Raw genomic sequence first — 16387 nt, forward strand, 5'->3', positions numbered from 1 at the left:
CGCCCGAGGCCGCGTTCGTCCTCGACGTGCCCGACGCGGGCCGACCCTCGTCGCCGACGGACTCGTCTCACTGCTGACCGAGCCCGCAGGCGGTGTCCGGCGAGGACTCCGCGGCGAGGAGGGCGAGTAGCTTCTCGATCCGTTCCGTGCCCGGCTGGTGGCCGGTCAGGGCGTGCGACCGGGCCGCCAGTCGCGCGCTGCGCCGGGCGGCGGCCACGTCACCGGCCCGGTACTCGGCCGCGGCGCGGGCGGCGAGCGCCCGGCCTTCGAGCAGCAGGTAGCCGCACTGCCGGGTGATGGACAGCGCCGCATGACACCAGGACGGAGCCGCAGGCTCGTCGATCTCGGCGAGGCTGACGGTGACATCGGCCTCGAGGTACCGGTCGGCGGTCGAGCGCGCGGTCCGCAGGGCGTCCAACAGGGTGCCGGTCCTGCCCTCGACGACGCCCAGGACGTGCAGAGCGAGTGCTTCGACCCGGGGCTCGACCGGCGCGCGCGCCATGTCGAGCGCCTGCCGGGCCAGGCGGGCCGCCTGCTGGTGGTCGCCCCGGTCGCCGTGGACCCGGGCCAGCGCACACAGCGTCGTGGCACGACCCCGGCTGCCCGTCTGTTCATGCAGTTCCAGCGCCTCGCTCAGCGTCCGTAACGCATCGTCGGACCGGCCGAGAAGGTGGTGGACGACCCCCAGGTTGCTCAGGATCAGCGCCCGGCTGGAGGTCGCCCCGCCCTGGTGCGCCAGGGTCAGCGCCGCGTGGTGATGGTCCGCGGCGTCCCGGAGCCGCCCGAGGTCGGCGCAGACCAGTCCGAGATTGTTGTGGTTGACGGCGACGCCCGCGGTCCGGCCGTTGCGCGTGTTGAACTCCAGCGCCTGCTCCATGACCCGCAGGGCCTCACCCGGCTGGCCGGTCATCCGGAACACCGGACCCAGGTTGCCCAGCGCGGCCGCCTCGCCGTCGTGCCATCCCGAGCGGTTCGCGCAGCGCAACGCCAGCTGATAGTCCTCGATCGCCTCCGGGAACCGTTCCAGCCGCCAGTGCAGTGCGGCGAGACTCAGCCGGGCCGCCGCCTCGGCCTGCCCGTGCCGGTCGGCCAGGGCCGCGGCGAGACCGATCCCCGCGACCTCGGACCACTGCGTGGTGTGCATTCCCAGCCACAGGTATCCGCGTAGCGCATCCGCCAGCGACCAGGCGAAGGCGTGCAGTTCCTGGTGCGCCGCGTGGCGGGTCACGGCGACGAGGTTGTGCCGGTTCGCGTCGAGCCAGGCGAGGGCGTCGACGTGGGCGGCGAACCGCATCGGTGGCCCGGCGGGCGCGGGTGGCCGCGTGGGCACGCGCAGCACCTGTGGATACAGCCGGTCGGCTGCGGCGTACACGCTGTGGAGGTACCACGACAGCAGATCGACGAGTGTCTCCCGGTTGTCCTCCACCGCCGCCAGTTCGGTCACGTACCGGCCGAGCAGGTCGTGGGTGCCGAAATGACCAGGCGTCCGCTCCTGGGCCAGGTGCGCGTCGGCGATCCGGGCGAGCATGTCCGCCGCCTCGCCGGCGTCGCAGCGGAGCATCGCGGCGGCCGACTCCGCCGTCACGTCGCAGCCGGGCACCAGGCCGAACAGCCGGAAGAGCCGCTGGAGTCGCGGTGGCAGGGTCTGGTACGAAGCGGCGAACGCCGTACGCACCGCGACCTGTTCGTCGTCACGGACGGTCAGCACGGTCAGCGGGTCGCCCGCCCGAAGCCGCGCCAGATACGCACCGACCGTCTCGCGCGGCCGGCCGTGCAGGTCCGCCGCGGCGATCCGCAGGGCCAGCGGCAGGTGCGCGCAGTCACGGGCCAGTTCCGCGAGAACCTCCCGCTGCCCGGCGACCCGTTGCGCGCCGATGACGCGGGTCAACAGCTCGGTGGCCTCCTGCGACGCGAGCACGTCCAACGACAGCCGCTGCGCGTCGTGCCCGGCGGCCAGCCCACCGAGGCCGTCCCGGCTGGTCACGATCACCAGGCAGCCGGCGCCGCCGGGCAACAGCGGCCGTACGTGCGCGGTGTCGCGGGCGTTGTCGAGCAGGATCAGCACCCGCCGGTCGGCGAGCACGCTGCGGTAGAGGTCCGTCGCCTCGTCGACGTCGTCCGGCACCCGGGTGGGCGGCACACCGAGCGCGCGCAGGCAGCGCGACAACGCGTCCAGTGGCGCTGTCGCCGCGCCGGGGGAGTAACCGCGCAGGTCCAGGAACAGCTGCCCGTCGTCGAACAGTGGCCGTACCCGGTGGGCCCAACGGATCGCCAGCGCCGTCTTGCCCACCCCGGCCGTCCCGACGATCGCGACGACCGCCAGCGCGCCGTTCTCCCGCGCCCGGCTCAGCATCGTGTCCAACGCGGCGAGTGCGTCACCGCGGCCGGTGAAGGTGGCCAGCCCGGCGGGCAGTTGGGCGGGACGCAGACCGGTCTGTGGGACCGACGGCGCGGGCCCGCCCGGCGGGAACTGTTGCCGCAGCACCCGCACGTGGGCCTCCGCGAGGCGCGGGCCCGGCTCGATGCCCAGCTCGTCGGCCAGGAGGCGGCGGATCCGCTCGAACACCCGCAGCGCCTCGGCCTGGTGCCCCGATCCGGCCAACGCCGTCATCAGCCGCGCGGCGAGTCCCTCGTGCCACGGGTTGGCGGTGACCAGCTCGCGCAACGGCGCCACCGCGGCGGCGTGTCGGCCGAGCGCGAACTCGGCGTCGGACAGGTCCTCGGACGCGGCGAGCCGCTTGTCGTGCAGGCCGGCGGCGGCCGCCGGTACGAACGCGGCGGACGCGCCGGCGAGTGCCGGTCCCCGCCACAACGCCAACGCCTGCCGCAACAGGGTCGCGGCCCGCTCGTGCCGGCCGGAGTCGGCGTGCCGGCGTGCGGCGTCGGTCAGCCCGGAGAAGACCGCCACATCCAGGTCGTCGCCGGCCAACTCGAGGCGGTATCCGCCGGAATCCGAATGGATCGTCTCGGGTATACCGGCCGCCCGGGTCAGTTGCCGCAAGCGGGAGACGCAGACCTGGACCTGTGCCCGTGCACGGGTGGGGAGAGCACCGCCCCACAGCGCCTCGGCCAACTGTTCCGCCGACACCACCACGTTGGGATTGAGCAACAGATACGCCAGCACCGCGCGTTGTTGGGGTCGCCCCAGCGGCACTCGCTCGCCCCGCACCACGGCCTCGACCGGGCCGAGCAAGCGCCATGTCATCCAGCCCCCACGTCGATGTATCGATGACGATTCTATGCGTAGCTGCCAGGGCGGCTATCGGATGGCTAGCCGATGGCAAGCGGCACCGCGCAGCCTGATGGAGCCGGGCGGACGGCCCGGAATCCGAGATAAGGGAGCTTCAATGGGACGAAGAATCCGCGCGGTTCTCCTCGCGGTGACGGCGCTCAGCATGGTCGTCGCATCGTCCGGGGTCGCGCAGGCCGGCGCGTCTCCGCAGCCGCCGCAGCCATCGCCGTCGTCGCTGCGCGACGCGCGGGCCGCCGCAGCGGCGTCGAACGGACTGGGCCCGGCCGCGAAGGGCGGGATCGGCACCGCCGCGGCGTGGTTCACCGGCACCGTCTCGGCCGGCGGCACCCAGGGCTGGACCTGGACCAATGCCCCGGCCGACGCCGCCTACGTGGTCGGCTACAACCCGGCCGGTGCCACCACCTCGGCCACCTGCCAGTTCGAGACGATCAACAGCCGGTACGTCCAACTGCCCAGTGGGGAGCGGCAGTACCAGTTCACCGTCAAGAACGTCGGCTCGATCGCCTGTGGTGCGACGGTGCAACTCACGGCGGTGACCAGCACGTCCCTGGTGTCGACCGGCGGCGTCAGCCCCGGTGGCACCCAGACGCACCTGTGGAACGTCCCCTGGAACACCATCTGGGTGGCCGGTCTCAACCCGAACGGGGCCACGAGCTCGGCGGCCTGCCAGTTCCAGGTGACCCGCATCTGGACCGTGCAGCCGGGCAGCTCCCTCCGGCAGATCTGGGTGGAGGTCAAGAACGTGGGGACCATCACCTGCCAGACCGACATCCGGCTCGGCTCCACCACCATCGGATCGCAGTTCTCCATGGCAACCGTCGGCCCCGGCAGCACCTGGTCCACGACCTGGAACAACGCGAATCCCGTCACCTCGGCCTACGTGATCGGCCCGTCACCCCAGGGCAGTTTCCCCACCTACTGCCAGTTCGAGGTCACGCGCGTGGTCTACGTCCAGCGCATCAACAGTGACGGATCATCGCAGCGTCAGCTCGCGATGTGGTTCAAGAACCTCAGCACGCTCTCCTGTGGAGGGACCGTCTACCTGCAGACCATCGCGGCCTGATCCCGCACCCGTCCCCGCGGTCATCGCTCGGCAACCACCGTTGTCGGGCGGTGGCCGCGCCCCCTTTCGCCACCGGTCTTCTCCCTGGTTCCGCCGTCGGTGGTGGAACGACCGTCGGAAGGCGGTGCGCCACCCGGGGACTCGCCTGCGGGGACGGCAGCGCTGCGGGCCCGCCGGTCCTGAGCCGGGACGACCGGCCCCGGCCGGCGCGAGCCGGGCGGTCGCCCCGGCCGGTGAACGCCGGGCGTCGGACGGGCCGGAGGGAGAGGGCCGCGGTGCGGCCATGATCCAGGCGTACGGCGCTCGCGCACTGCATCGATAGACGTCACCCACCTCGATGTCGGGCGGAAGTGTGCCGGGGTGAGATGAAGCGCTCTGATCTGGTCGGCGGCGATCCGCAGGGAATGCAGAACGAGCCGGGCCCTTCCCGCCCGGAACGCTGTGGAGCTGGTCGTCGAAGGACCCCCGGCAGTGCGACCGCAGCCCGATCAGCCTGTCGAGCGGGTCCGCCCGACCGGCGATCCCCGGGGCGCCCGGCAGGTCGACCGGAGGTGGTCCGAGCAGACCGACAGGTGTGCTCACCGCTCCTGCGCGCAGCAGCGCCGGCGTCTCGGCAGATGAACACGGTGTGACCCTTGCCTCATCATCGACCGATCCCTATCGTTGGATGGAAAGCGCTTTCCCGTCCCGGCGCTCATGCTCGAAAGGTTGGATCCAGATGAGACGCAACGTCACCTCGCGGTGGCTGGCCGGCGGTGTCACTGTGGTCGCAGGTGCCGTCGTCGCGCTGGCACTGCAGATTCCCAGCGCCTCCGCCGCCACGAACCTGAGCCTCGGCGCCGGTGCCGACGGCTCCAGCAAGGCCAGCGGCACCAGCTACGGCAACGTCGTCGACGGCAACACCGGCACCTACTGGTCGCCGAGCGGCTCGACCGGCACGATCTCGGTCAAGTGGGGCAGTGCCACCACGGTGTCCTCGGCCGTCATCGTGCAGGCCCCGGGTGGCGGGTCGATCAGCGGCTGGCAGCTCAGGAACAACGACACGAGCGCGGTCCTGGCCAGCGGCAGCAGTGCCCCGAGCACCATCACCTTCTCCTCGACGTCGCTGAAGAAGATCTCCTTCGTCATCACCAGCGCGTCCGGCACCCCGCGGATCGCCGAGTTCGAGACGTACTCCGGCGGCGGGTCCACCCCGACCGCCGGCCCCACCAGCGGTCCGACGTCCGGCCCGACCAGCAACCCGGGCACGCCGACCGGCGCGTGGCCGTCGTCGGCCGGCTCGGTCGGCATCTCCGGCACGGTCAACGTCTCCGGCACCTTCGACGGCGGCATGAAGACCTACTGCTGCATCGGTGACGGCGGGCAGAGCGAGTCGCAGGACCCGATGTTCAAGATCGCCAACGGGGGCACCCTGCAGAACGTCATCCTCGGTTCGCCCGCCGGCGACGGCGTGCACTGCGAAGGTACCTGCACCCTGCGCAACGTGTGGTGGAACGACATCGGTGAGGACGCCGCCACCTTCAAGCAGACCAACGGCGGCACCTCGTACGTCATCGGTGGCGGCGCGCGCAGCGGCAGCGACAAGACCTTCCAGCACAACGGCAACGGCACGGTCAACATCTCCGGCTTCTACCTGAAGGGGTCCGGCAAGCTGTACCGCGGCTGCGGCAACTGCACCACCTCGTACACCCGGCACGTGCGCATCGACAACGTCCTGGTCGACGACATCGACATGCTCGCCGGCATCAACAGCAACTGGAACGACACCGCGACGATCACCCGCGTGGTCGTGATCGGCTCGGCCACCATCTGCGGCAAGTACAAGGGTGTGCCCAAGGGCAGCGAACCCAGCTACCTCGGTGAGGGCTGGAACGACGCCAACTGCAAGGTCAACAGGAGCGACGTCACCTTCCGGTAGCCCACCCCGGACGAGTGGGGCACCCGCCACCGGGCGGGTGCCCCACTGCGCCGCACCGGGCGAGACGCAACCCCTCCGACGCCACCAGCAGGACCGAACAGGAGGACCCCGGACGCTGCCGGTGTCACGTCAGCAGCGGTAACGCCCGCTGGCGGACGTCGACGTAGCGCTCGTACACCTCGGGGGTGCCGGCGGCGGTGACCTCCTCGGTCTCCACCGGCCACGGCGGTGGCCCGGGGTTTCCGGACAGCGCCCAGGCCGCCTGCCGCGCCGCGCCGAGCGCCACGTACTCCACCGGGCGCGGCACACTCACCGGTGCGCCGAACAACGCCGGCGCGACCGCCCGCACCGCGCGGGACCGGGCCGCACCGCCGATCAGCAACACCCGGTCGACCGGGACGTGCTGGGCGCGCAGCGCGTGCAGGGCGTCGGCGATGCCGCCGAGCATGCCCTCCACCGCGGCCCGCGCCAGGTTCGCCGCCGACGCGTTCGCCCGGGTCAGGCCGGCGAGCAGACCGCGCGCGTCGGGCAGATCGGGGGTGCGTTCCCCGTCCAGGTACGGCAGCAGCGTCAACCCGCCCGCGCCGGGTCGTGCCGCGAGCGCCAGGTCGTCCAACTCGGCCAGTGACCGGCCGAGCAGGTCGGCGACCGCGACGAGCACCCGGGCCGCGTTGAGCGTGCACACCAGCGGCAGGAACCGGCCGGTCGCGTCGGCGTACCCGGCCACCAGGCCGCTCGCGTCGGCGGTCGGCCCGTCGCTGAGCCCGTAGACGCACCCCGAGGTACCCAGCGAGACCACCACGTCACCCGGTCGCAGGCCGACGCCGAGTGCCCCGCCCATCGTGTCACCGGTGCCGGCCGACAGCAGCGCGCCGGAGGCGGTCTCCCCGACCACCTCGGCCGGCCCGGCGACCCGGGGGAGTGCCACGTCCCGGCCGAAGGCGAGCCGCACCAGATCCTGCCGGTACGCGCCGGCCACCGGTGACCAGTATCCGGTGCCGGACGCCTCGCCCCGGTCGGTCGTCGGCTCGCCGCCGTCCGCGCGCAGCCGGTGGGTGAGCCAGTCGTGCGGCAGCAGCACCGTGCTGGTGCGGTCCGCGAGTTCGGGCTCGGCGCGGGAGAACCAGCGCAGCTTGGTGACGGTGAAGCTGGCCACCGGCACCAGCCCGACGGCGTCGGCCCACGCCGTCGGGCCGCCGAACTCGGCGGTCAGGTCGGCGGCGGCGCGCGCCGAGCGGGTGTCGTTCCAGAGGATGGCGGGACGCAGCACCTCGCCGGCCTCGTCGAGGCAGATCATGCCCTGCTGCTGTCCGGCCACGCCGATCGCGGCCACACCGTCCAGCAGGCCGGCGCTGGCCTGCTCGTACGCGGCCCACCAGGCCCTCGGGTCGACCTCGGTGCCGTCGGGGTGCGGGGCGCGGCCCGCCCGGAGCACCTCGCCGGTCTCGGCGTCGCAGACCACGACCTTGGTCGACTGGGTCGACGAGTCGACCCCGGCGACGAGAGTCCTCGCGCCACCCATGGCGGTTCCTCCGTAGCTCGGCGGGACCCGACCCTACGTCCGGCAACCGGATTAGTTCAATGGCTTGACAAAATTGCCGTCGCGGTAGCGGCCCCGACCGTGCAGCGCCAGCGCCGACCTCGATCACCGTTCTGCCGTAAGGGCTCCCTGCCGCTGTGGGCCGTATCGATCGACGAGCACGGTGCCGATCGCGGCCAGATGGTCCAGCACCCCCGTGGGGCCGGTCACCTCCAGGTAGTCGACCAGTCCGGCAAGCTCACCGGCGAGCTTGCGTTCGTGGTTGCCCCGGATCACGACCTCGACACGGCCGTCAACCGTGACACCTCCCACGTCGAGGCGGGCACCGAACCCCATCCGGAGCACGCCGATCCCGTGGGGCGCGCACATCGCGTGCGCCTCGACGGGCGTTCGCCTGCGTTCGACCTCGTCGGCGATCTCGCGCCAGCTCCCGGCCAGGTCGAAGTCCTCCGGCCGGTGCACGGGATCGGCGGTCGGATCGACGGACGACACCCGGTCGATCCGGAAGGTCCGCCGGCCGGCCTCGGTGCCCGCGACGAGATACCACGCCGGGCCTTTGGTGACGATGCCCAGCGGGTGGACCGTCCGCCCGGTAGCGGTGCCGTCGCGGTCGACGTACCCGAGCCGGACCTGGACGCCGCGGATCACCGCGTCCTGGAGTTCGTCGACGAACCGCGGCGGTCGGCGTTCGACCTGGCTCGCCCCCCAGCCTCGCGGGTCCGTGACGAGCGCCGTCGCCGCCGATTCGGCCTGCTCCCGGAACGGCTCCGGTAGCGCACGGACGAGCTTGCGCAGCGCCGCTTTCGCGACGGGCGTGACGGACGAGGCCGGGCCGGCGACCAGGAACAGGGCGCGGGCCTCACCCGCGGTCAACCCGGACAGGTCGGTACGGGCACCGCCCACGAGGCGCCAGCCGCCGCCCCGGCCCTGCACGGAGTACACCGGCACGCCGGCCATGCCCAGGGCGTCGAGGTCGCGGCGGGCGGTGCGCTCGGAGACCTCCAACTCCCGGGCGACCTCCGCCGCGGTCACCTGGCCGCGCTGTTGCAGCAGCAGGAGCAGGGCCATCAACCGGTCGGCTCGCACCCGGACGACACTGCCACGAAAACCGGTCAGGAGGTGACCGGTATCGGTCCGCAGGATGCCGGCATGACCATCGACTTTCCCGAGCCCACCCACATTCCGGTCAACGGCGTGCACCTCGAAGTCTTCGAAGCCGGCCGGCAGAACGTGGGCAACCCCGTCGTGCTCTGCCACGGCTGGCCGGAGCACGCGTACTCCTGGCGCTACCAGGTGCCGGCCCTCGCTGCGGCGGGCTACCACGTCATCGTCCCGAACCAGCGGGGTTACGGCACCTCGTCCCGGCCCACCGACGTGACGGAGTACGACATCGCACACCTGTCGGGCGACCTCGTCGCCCTCCTCGACCACTACGGCTACGCCGACGCCACCTTCGTCGGCCACGACTGGGGCGCGTTCGTCGTCTGGGGCCTGACCCTGCTGCACCCGGACCGGGTCAACGGCGTGGTGGCGCTGAGCGTGCCCTACCAGGAGCGCGGCGAGACGCCCTGGATCGAGGCCATGGCGGCCGCCCTCGGCGACGACTTCTACTTCGTGCACTTCAACCGGCAGCCGGGCGTCGCGGACGCCGTGTTCGAGCAGGACACGTCCCGGTTCCTGCGGAACCTGTACCGCAGGAACGTACCCCCCGCAGCGCCCCAGCCGGGCAATGCGCTGATCAACCTCGCCAGGGCGCAAACCCCGCCCGGGGAGCCCGTCATGAGTGACAGCGACCTGGCCGTCTTCGTCTCCGCCTTCGAGTCGGCAGGGTTCACGGGCGGCATCAACTGGTACCGGAACCTGGACCGCAACTGGCGTCTGCTGGCCGACGTGGACCCGATCATCCGACAGCCCGCCCTCATGATCTACGGCGACCGCGACCCGGTCGCGAAGGCGGAACGGCTGACGGCATTCGTGCCGAACGTGGAGGTGGTCAGTCTGGACTGCGGTCACTGGATCCAGCAGGAGAAGCCGCAGGAGACGACCGGGGCGATCCTGACGTGGCTGGGCCGGCGCGGAACCGCCTAGCACCTCCGCCGGACAGGCGTTTCCCGATCCGGGGGATCGCCGGTGCTCGCTGCTGGTCGTGTCCCCGGCGCGGTGGGTTGGTGGCCTCGCCACCAACCCACCCTGCTGCTGTCGGCCGAAGCTCTGACCTGTCGCCCGGGTCAGCCCCGCCACCACGCCCACCGGGTCGAGACGACCCGCGAGCGTCGTCGTCGCGCGCCCACCAGCGACAACGGGCCCGTTTGGTAGCCTCGCGAGGTGAGTTCTCCCCAAGCGGACCGGTCAGGGCTGCCGGCCTCCCGGTAGCCCCAGATGCCCCCGCCCCTGCGCTGACGAGCCGCGCCGACCCGGTCGGCGGCGACGTCGCGTGAGTTCCTGCGCGTCCGGAGCACCGGCAGTGCCACCCGCCTGCCACCCATCACGTCCCTGCTTCGGAAGGCTCACGCATGCCCGTCCTCCTCTATCTGCTCGCCGTCGCGGTGTTCGCCCAGGGAACCTCGGAGTTCGTCCTCGCCGGCATCCTTCCCGGCATCGCCACCGACCTGGCGGTTCCGCTCGGCCGGGCCGGGCTACTCACCGCCGGCTTCGCCCTGGGAATGGTCATCGGCGCGCCGGCGATGGCCGCCGCTGCCCGCCGGCTCCCACCCCGCTGGACCCTGGCCGGCTTCCTGACCCTGTTCATCGCCGCGCACGTCATCGGCGCGGTCACCGACAGCTTCGCCATCCTGCTGGCCTCACGGATCGGGGCCGCGTTGGCGAACGCCGGGTTCCTCGCCGTCGCACTGTCGACCGTGACGCGCATCGTGCCGGCCGAGCGGCACACCCGCGCGCTGGCAGTCATCCTCGGCGGCACCACGCTGGCGCTGATCGTCGGAGTGCCCGCCGGTGCCCTCATCGGCGACGTGCTGGGCTGGCGCGCCACCCTGTGGGCGATCGCGTTGCTCTGCCTGCCCGCGCTGGTCGCGGTTCTGGCGGCCACGCCGACCCACCCCCGGCAGAGCGCCGCAGCGGACGCCGGGAGCGCCATCGGCCGTGAGTTGGCGAGTCTGCGTCGGCGTCCGGCACAGGGGAACATCGTGCTGGCCGTGCTGGTCAACGCCGCGACGTTCGCCACCTTCACCTACCTTTCGGCGATCGCCACCGGGCCGGCCGGGATCACCGAACGCACCGTGCCGTTGCTGCTCGCCGTCTTCGGCACCGGCGCGTTCCTCGGTGTCACCGTGGCCGGACGGTTCGGTGACCGGCACTGGCGACCGCTGATCACTGTCACCGGGCCGCTGCTCACGGCGGGCTGGGTGCTGCTGGCGTTCACCGTCGCCAGCCCCGTGGCGCTGTGGATCCTCGCCCTGACCCAGGGCGGGTTGTCCTTCGCCTTGGGCAGCATGCTCATCGCCCGGATCATCGCCACCGTGCGCGACGCACCCACGATGGGTGGCTCCTTCGCGACCGTCGCGTTGAACATCGGTGCCGTCACCGGACCCGTCGTCGGCGGTCTCGCCATCGAGGCCCTCGGCGTGCACGGCCCGGTCATCGTCAGCGCCGTGCTGGTGGCTCTCGCCGTCGCCGTCTGGTCGACCTGTCGAGCTGCGCACCGGCAGGCATGAGGCCCACCGGGGTGCTGCTCCTCCCGAACAGGCGAGGATCCTGCCGCTCGATAGCATGCGCGCATGTATGCGCTCTACGCCTGGGGAAACTTCATCAGGGAGGTCGGACTCGACCGGCGGCCGGCCTGGCTCGACCCGGCGGTGCTCCGCGGCGAACGACAGGTCGTCGACGACGGCCTGATGATCGGCGACACCGACACGCTGCTGGTCGACGGACCCGGCACCCTCTTCGCGATCGATGACGACGACAAGAACCTCGTGCCCGGCAGTGCGCTCGTCGGCCGCGACCTCAGCGGTGTGCCGTGGCGGGTCTCCCGCATCCGCGCAGCCACCGACGGCACCCGCGAGGACGCCCTGCGTATCGTCGCGGCGGCCGAGGAGGACGGCGACTACTACGAGGAAGACGAGCGGCACGAGTACAACTCGGTCCCGGTCGGCGAGATCGTCACCCTCTGGGAGGACGCTCACGGCCAGTGGACGCTGGCCCTGGTCGAGCTGTGAGAACAGGGTGACCACGGCCGGCCGGCGGCATCCCGCTGCTCGCTACGAACTCGGCTGATAGCTTCCCCGGACATGGAATCCCGGACGGTTCAGGTGGGAACCGCCACCCTGCACGTGGGAGTCACCGGTCAAGGGCCCGACGTCGTCGTCCTGAGTGGCGGCCCGGGATGCGTGCAGTACCTGGAACACGACGAACTCGCGCCACGGGGCCACCGTGCCTGGTACCCCGAGCCGCGCGGCGTCGGCCGCTCGACCGGTGGCCCGCACACCATGGAACAAGCCGTCGCCGACCTCGAAGCCATCCGGGCCGCAGTCGGTGTCGTCACCTGGATCGTCGCCGGTCACTCCTGGGGTGGCGATCTCGCGGTGCGCTACGCCGTCGACCATCCGGAGGCGGTGGCCGCGGTGGTCAGCATCGCCGGTAGGGGACCGCAACGCGACCAGACCTGGACCGAGGCGTACAAGGCCGGCAGGGCGACCCAGCCGGTGGTAGACATCGACCACGTACCCGAGGTCCACGCGGCACTCGGCGACTCGTTCACCGAATGGACCCACCGGGCCGACCTGTGGCGCGGGCTCGCCACCTGCGGCGTACCGATGCACTTCATCGCCGCCGGCGACGACATCCGCCCGTCCTGGCCCCTGGCGCAGCTCGCCGCACTCGTGCCACACGGACGGTTCTCCACCGTTGCGGACGTACCGCACGACTTCTGGTTCACCCACCCCGAGGTGTGGACCTCGACCATCACCAACGCCTGCACCGGTCCGTGATCCGCGCGCGGCGGCCGGACTCCGGGAGCTCCACGTCGGACTCCGGTGATCAGTCGGCGCGGCGGTAGTGCAGGGCCAGCGCGCCGTTGCGGAACGGCTTCGCCGAGACCAGTTCGAGTCGGCGGGTGCTGGGCAGCCCACCCTGGTGCAGGGTCGGGCCGTGACCGGCGATCCGGGGGTGCAGGAGCATCCGGTACTCGTCGATCAGGTCCAGCCGGTCCAGCTCGGTCGCGAGGTTGCCGCTGCCGAGCAGGACCCCGGCCGGGGTCGCGTCCTTGAGCTTCTGTACACCCTCGCGCAGGTCACCGGCGATGTGGTGGCTGTTGGTCCACGGGAAGTCCGTGCGCGTCGTCGACACCACGTACTTGGGCTTGGCTTCCAGCTTGGCCGCCCATTCCCGCATGGCAGGCGGTGCCTCCTGGTCGCCGCAAGCGACGGCCGGCCAGGCACTCTCCATCATCTCGTAGGTGACGCGACCCCACAGCATCGCCCCGCTCTCGTCCATGAGCCGGGTGAAGAAAGCGTGCGTGTCGTCGTCGACGATCCCCTCCTGGTGGTCGACGCAACCGTCCAGGGTGACGTTGAGGCTGAAGGTGAGCAGGCCCATGGCCGGCGAGTCTAGTACCGGTGGGGCCACGGCCCGAGCACGACATGCAGTCGACGATCAGCGCTCCTCCCCGAGCAGCACTTCGATGGTGTCCGCCAGGTCGGTCGAGTGCGACGGTGGCTCCACGTCAGTTCCCAGCCGCCGTGGTCCGTGTCGACAGTGCGCAAACCCCGCCGGTGAGGCTCGTCGAGGACCGTCGTCTTTCCCGCGCCCGACATGCCGGTCACCAGTACCCGCGCCACGTCCGTACGGTAGCGGGAGACGAGACGCAAGCCGGCCGGTGGCAGGGCCGCCGGGGTGATCGTCCCGGGGTGACGCGGATCGAGGCGATACTGATGACGGGGTACCCGGGGACGCCGGCCACCGGGCGCGGTGCCCCCTCGTCCGGCCGTCGGTGACACCCGGATGAGTCTGGTATCGGCGTTCGTGCCGATCTGGATCCTCACCGTGGTCGGCTACGCGGCCTGTCGGTGGGGCCTGTTGGGCGAGGCCGGGGCGGCGGTACTCGGCCGGTTCGTGTTCCAGCTGGCGATGCCGGCCGCCCTGTTTCTGGCACTGTCCCGGATGCCGCTGTCCGGGTTCGCCGGCCGCCCCCTGCTCGCCTTCGCGGTGAGCACGGCTGCCGTGGTCGGGTTCGGGTGGTTCGGTGCGAGCCGGCTGTTCGGTCGCGCGCCCGGGGAACGACCCGTCTGGGGCATGGCCGCCGGGTACGTCAACTCGGCGAACCTCGGCATCCCCATCGCCACCCAGGTGCTCGGTGACGTGGCGTTCCTGGCGCAGGTGGTGCTGCTGCAGGTGCTGGTGGTGGCACCCGTGATCCTGGTCGCCCTGGACCGGCACCGCGACCCCGCCGGGCGGGTACGGATGCACCGGATCGCCTCCCTGCCGGTACGTAACCCGGTGATCCTGGCGTCCCTGCTCGGTGTCGCCTGCTCGGCTGCCGGCCTGCGGCTGCCGGCGACGGCCGACGCGACGCTCACCCTGCTGTCGGGCGCCGCAGCTCCGGCCGCTCTGGTCGCGCTCGGCGCGTCGTTACACCGCCGTACGCCGTCGCGGGACGAGCGGGCCGCGCCGGCCGAGCTGGCCGTGATCGCCGCGCTGAAGCTCGTCGGGCAGCCGGTCGTCGCGTACGTCGCGGGACTGGCCCTGCACCTGCCCGCGCCGCAGCTGCTCGCCGTGGTGGTGTGCGCGGGCCTGCCCACGGCGCAGAACACGTTCATCTTCGGCCAGGAGTACGGCGTCGGCGAGGCGGTGACCAGCCGGGCGGTGTTGCTGACCACGACCCTGTCGCTGGTCACCCTGGCAGCGGCGGCGGCCGTGCTCGGATAGGTCAACCTGCGCAGAAACCCGCAAACCGTGGTGAGTCACCCCCGACCGTGTGTCGACGGCCGGACCTGCCGAGCATCCCCGGGCGGGCGGTCCCGCAGCCCGGTCGGGGCGCGGCTTTGCGGCGTGAATGCGTACGTCGGGGCAGTGGACCCGCCATGATGACGGTGTGAAGGCGATCTACCCTGACGATGACGGCGGTCGAGCGGCGGACCCTGCGGCCGTGCCCGGTCTGCACCCCGGAACCGAAGGTTCCGCCGACGGCACGTCCCGCACGGTCGAGGTCGACGGGGAGACCTTCGCCCTCCGCGCCAACGGGTTCGGCGGCACCGACTACACCTGGCTCAGCGGGCCGGATCCCGGCTACGGCTTCGGTGTGAGCCCGACGGCTGACCTGTCGCCCGACGAACACGTCAGGAACATCCGTGGCTTCCTGGGCATGGTCGACCCCGGCACCGGGCACGTCGCCGACGACTGACGCCCCTGTCGGGGATGCACCGTGGTCCTGGTCTTCAAGCGCAGACGACGTCGGCCGCTGGGTGCAGCGGAGAAGGCGGGGACCTTCGGCGGCGTGCGACATGCGGCAGAGCCGGATACCCGAGTGCGAGCCGGGCCGGTGGGCCGGGGGTGACCTGGCGGACGGTGCCGTGGCGTTGGGCCTGCGATTCGGGAGCGGCTGGCTGACGGTCTACAACGCGCTGGACGAGAACGGGATTGAGGAGGGCGGTCCTTTCCCGCGGTACCGCCGACACCGTCTGGGCTGAGCCCGCAGTGCAACGGGTGCGACTCTGGTTGTCGAGGCTCGGGCGACATCTGCCCGACGAGCGGTCCGCGGCGGCAGAGGGGCGCGCGGTTCACGTCGGGTTGGTGACCCGCAGTCCCTTCCCCCGGGGGTCTCCGCCGTCGTTGAGTGCGGCCAGCAGGCGCAGCCCGTCCTCGGCAGGGCTTTCCGGCGGCGCCGACAGGACTATCAGTTCCGTGCCCGATCCGTCCGGCAGGGCGAAGTTCTCCTGGTGCAGCTCCAGCAGTCCGACCAGCGGGTGCCGGAAGGCCTTGCGTCCATGGCTGCGGGCGCGCACGTCCGCACGGGCCCAGAGCCGGCGGAAGCGTTCGCTGCCCATGGACAGTTCGCCGATGAGCGAGGCCAGGCGAGGATCGTCGGGGTGCTTGCCGGCGGCCAGCCGAAGGTGCCCGACCACGTCGAGGGTGCACGTCTCCCAGTCCGCGTAGAGGCCGCGCTCGGCTTCCTCGAGGAAGATGTGCCGGGCGGTGTTCAGGCCCGTCGGGGTGCGACCGTAGAGAAGTCCGGCGAGGCGGTTACCGGCCACCACGTCCATCCGGTGATCCATGATCAGGGCCGGCGCGTCGATGATCAGGTCGAGTACCCGCAGCAGCTCCGCCCGGGGGCGACCGCTGGGTGACCTGTCGCGGCGGCGGCGTTGCCGGGCCAGCCGGTGCAGGTGGTCGCGTTCGGTCTCGTCGAGTCCGAGGACCCGGGCGAGCGCGTCGAGGACCTGTTCCGACGGTTGGGTGGCGCGGCCCTGCTCCAGACGTACGTAGTAGTCGACGCTCACCCCGGACAGGTGGGCGACCTCTTCGCGACGCAACCCCTCGACGCGGCGTCGGCCGTCGGTCGGGATGCCGGCGACCGACGGGTCGACCCGGGAGCGCCGGGTACGCAGGAAGCCCGCGAGATCGTCCATGACCTCCAGTATCGCTGCGGCGACGGGCGTGCGG

General features: G+C 72.0%; 13 protein-coding genes. 8 read left to right on the forward strand and 5 right to left on the reverse strand.

What is annotated here, in order from left to right; translation table 11 throughout:
• Positions 1-67 precede the first annotated feature (67 nt).
• Complete coding sequence (locus ACN268_RS01870; protein ID WP_421481401.1) at positions 68-3205, reverse strand: BTAD domain-containing putative transcriptional regulator; 3138 nt, start codon at positions 3203-3205, stop codon at positions 68-70.
• A 142-nt stretch (positions 3206-3347) separates the two neighbouring features.
• On the opposite strand from ACN268_RS01870, the gene ACN268_RS01875 reads away from it, so the two are divergent.
• Both ACN268_RS01875 and ACN268_RS01880 read left to right on the forward strand, forming a co-directional pair.
• On the forward strand, positions 3348-4316 hold the full coding sequence (locus ACN268_RS01875) for a hypothetical protein (protein WP_421481402.1): 969 nt from the start codon (positions 3348-3350) through the stop codon (positions 4314-4316).
• A gap of 718 nt (positions 4317-5034) precedes the next feature.
• A complete protein-coding gene (locus tag ACN268_RS01880) occupies positions 5035-6234 on the forward strand; it encodes a pectate lyase (RefSeq protein WP_421481403.1) in 1200 nt (399 codons plus the stop codon).
• 124 nt (positions 6235-6358) lie between these two features.
• Here the strand turns inward: ACN268_RS01880 and xylB are convergent, their stop codons facing one another.
• Positions 6359-7756 carry a xylulokinase gene (gene xylB / locus ACN268_RS01885; protein WP_421481404.1) on the reverse strand — a complete coding sequence of 466 codons (1398 nt, stop codon included), beginning with the start codon at positions 7754-7756 and terminating at the stop codon, positions 6359-6361.
• Positions 7757-7879: 123 nt separating this feature from the next.
• Positions 7880-8860, reverse strand: a complete 981-nt coding sequence (locus ACN268_RS01890) for a helix-turn-helix transcriptional regulator (RefSeq protein WP_421481405.1) — start codon at positions 8858-8860, stop codon at positions 7880-7882.
• A gap of 63 nt (positions 8861-8923) precedes the next feature.
• Between ACN268_RS01890 and ACN268_RS01895 the strand changes: the two genes are divergently transcribed.
• The 4 genes from ACN268_RS01895 (at position 8924) to ACN268_RS01910 (ending at position 12717) form a co-directional block, all read left to right on the forward strand.
• Positions 8924-9862: an alpha/beta fold hydrolase gene (locus tag ACN268_RS01895; RefSeq protein WP_421481406.1), complete on the forward strand. Its 939-nt coding sequence runs from the start codon at positions 8924-8926 to the stop codon at positions 9860-9862.
• A 425-nt stretch (positions 9863-10287) separates the two neighbouring features.
• Positions 10288-11445 carry a Cmx/CmrA family chloramphenicol efflux MFS transporter gene (locus ACN268_RS01900; protein WP_421481407.1) on the forward strand — a complete coding sequence of 386 codons (1158 nt, stop codon included), beginning with the start codon at positions 10288-10290 and terminating at the stop codon, positions 11443-11445.
• A 63-nt stretch (positions 11446-11508) separates the two neighbouring features.
• Positions 11509-11946 (forward strand): hypothetical protein, encoded by a 438-nt coding sequence (locus ACN268_RS01905; protein WP_421481408.1) that lies wholly within the window; start codon positions 11509-11511, stop codon positions 11944-11946.
• Positions 11947-12018: 72 nt separating this feature from the next.
• The gene (locus ACN268_RS01910; RefSeq protein ID WP_421481409.1) at positions 12019-12717 is read left to right on the forward strand and encodes an alpha/beta fold hydrolase; all 699 of its coding nucleotides are present in this window, start codon (positions 12019-12021) and stop codon (positions 12715-12717) included.
• A gap of 49 nt (positions 12718-12766) precedes the next feature.
• Here ACN268_RS01910 and ACN268_RS01915 read toward each other — a convergent pair whose 3' ends face one another.
• A complete protein-coding gene (locus ACN268_RS01915) occupies positions 12767-13324 on the reverse strand; it encodes a dihydrofolate reductase family protein (protein WP_421481410.1) in 558 nt (185 codons plus the stop codon).
• Between the two features lie 405 nt (positions 13325-13729).
• On the opposite strand from ACN268_RS01915, the gene ACN268_RS01920 reads away from it, so the two are divergent.
• Positions 13730-14653 (forward strand): AEC family transporter, encoded by a 924-nt coding sequence (locus ACN268_RS01920; protein WP_421481411.1) that lies wholly within the window; start codon positions 13730-13732, stop codon positions 14651-14653.
• A gap of 220 nt (positions 14654-14873) precedes the next feature.
• A complete protein-coding gene (locus ACN268_RS01925) occupies positions 14874-15128 on the forward strand; it encodes a hypothetical protein (RefSeq protein ID WP_421481412.1) in 255 nt (84 codons plus the stop codon).
• 376 nt (positions 15129-15504) lie between these two features.
• Here ACN268_RS01925 and ACN268_RS01930 read toward each other — a convergent pair whose 3' ends face one another.
• Positions 15505-16353: a helix-turn-helix transcriptional regulator gene (locus tag ACN268_RS01930; RefSeq protein WP_421481413.1), complete on the reverse strand. Its 849-nt coding sequence runs from the start codon at positions 16351-16353 to the stop codon at positions 15505-15507.
• Positions 16354-16387 lie beyond the last annotated feature (34 nt).

This window comes from Micromonospora sp. WMMD735 (genome assembly GCF_049178995.1).
Taxonomy (GTDB): Bacteria; Actinomycetota; Actinomycetes; order Mycobacteriales; family Micromonosporaceae; genus Micromonospora; species Micromonospora wenchangensis.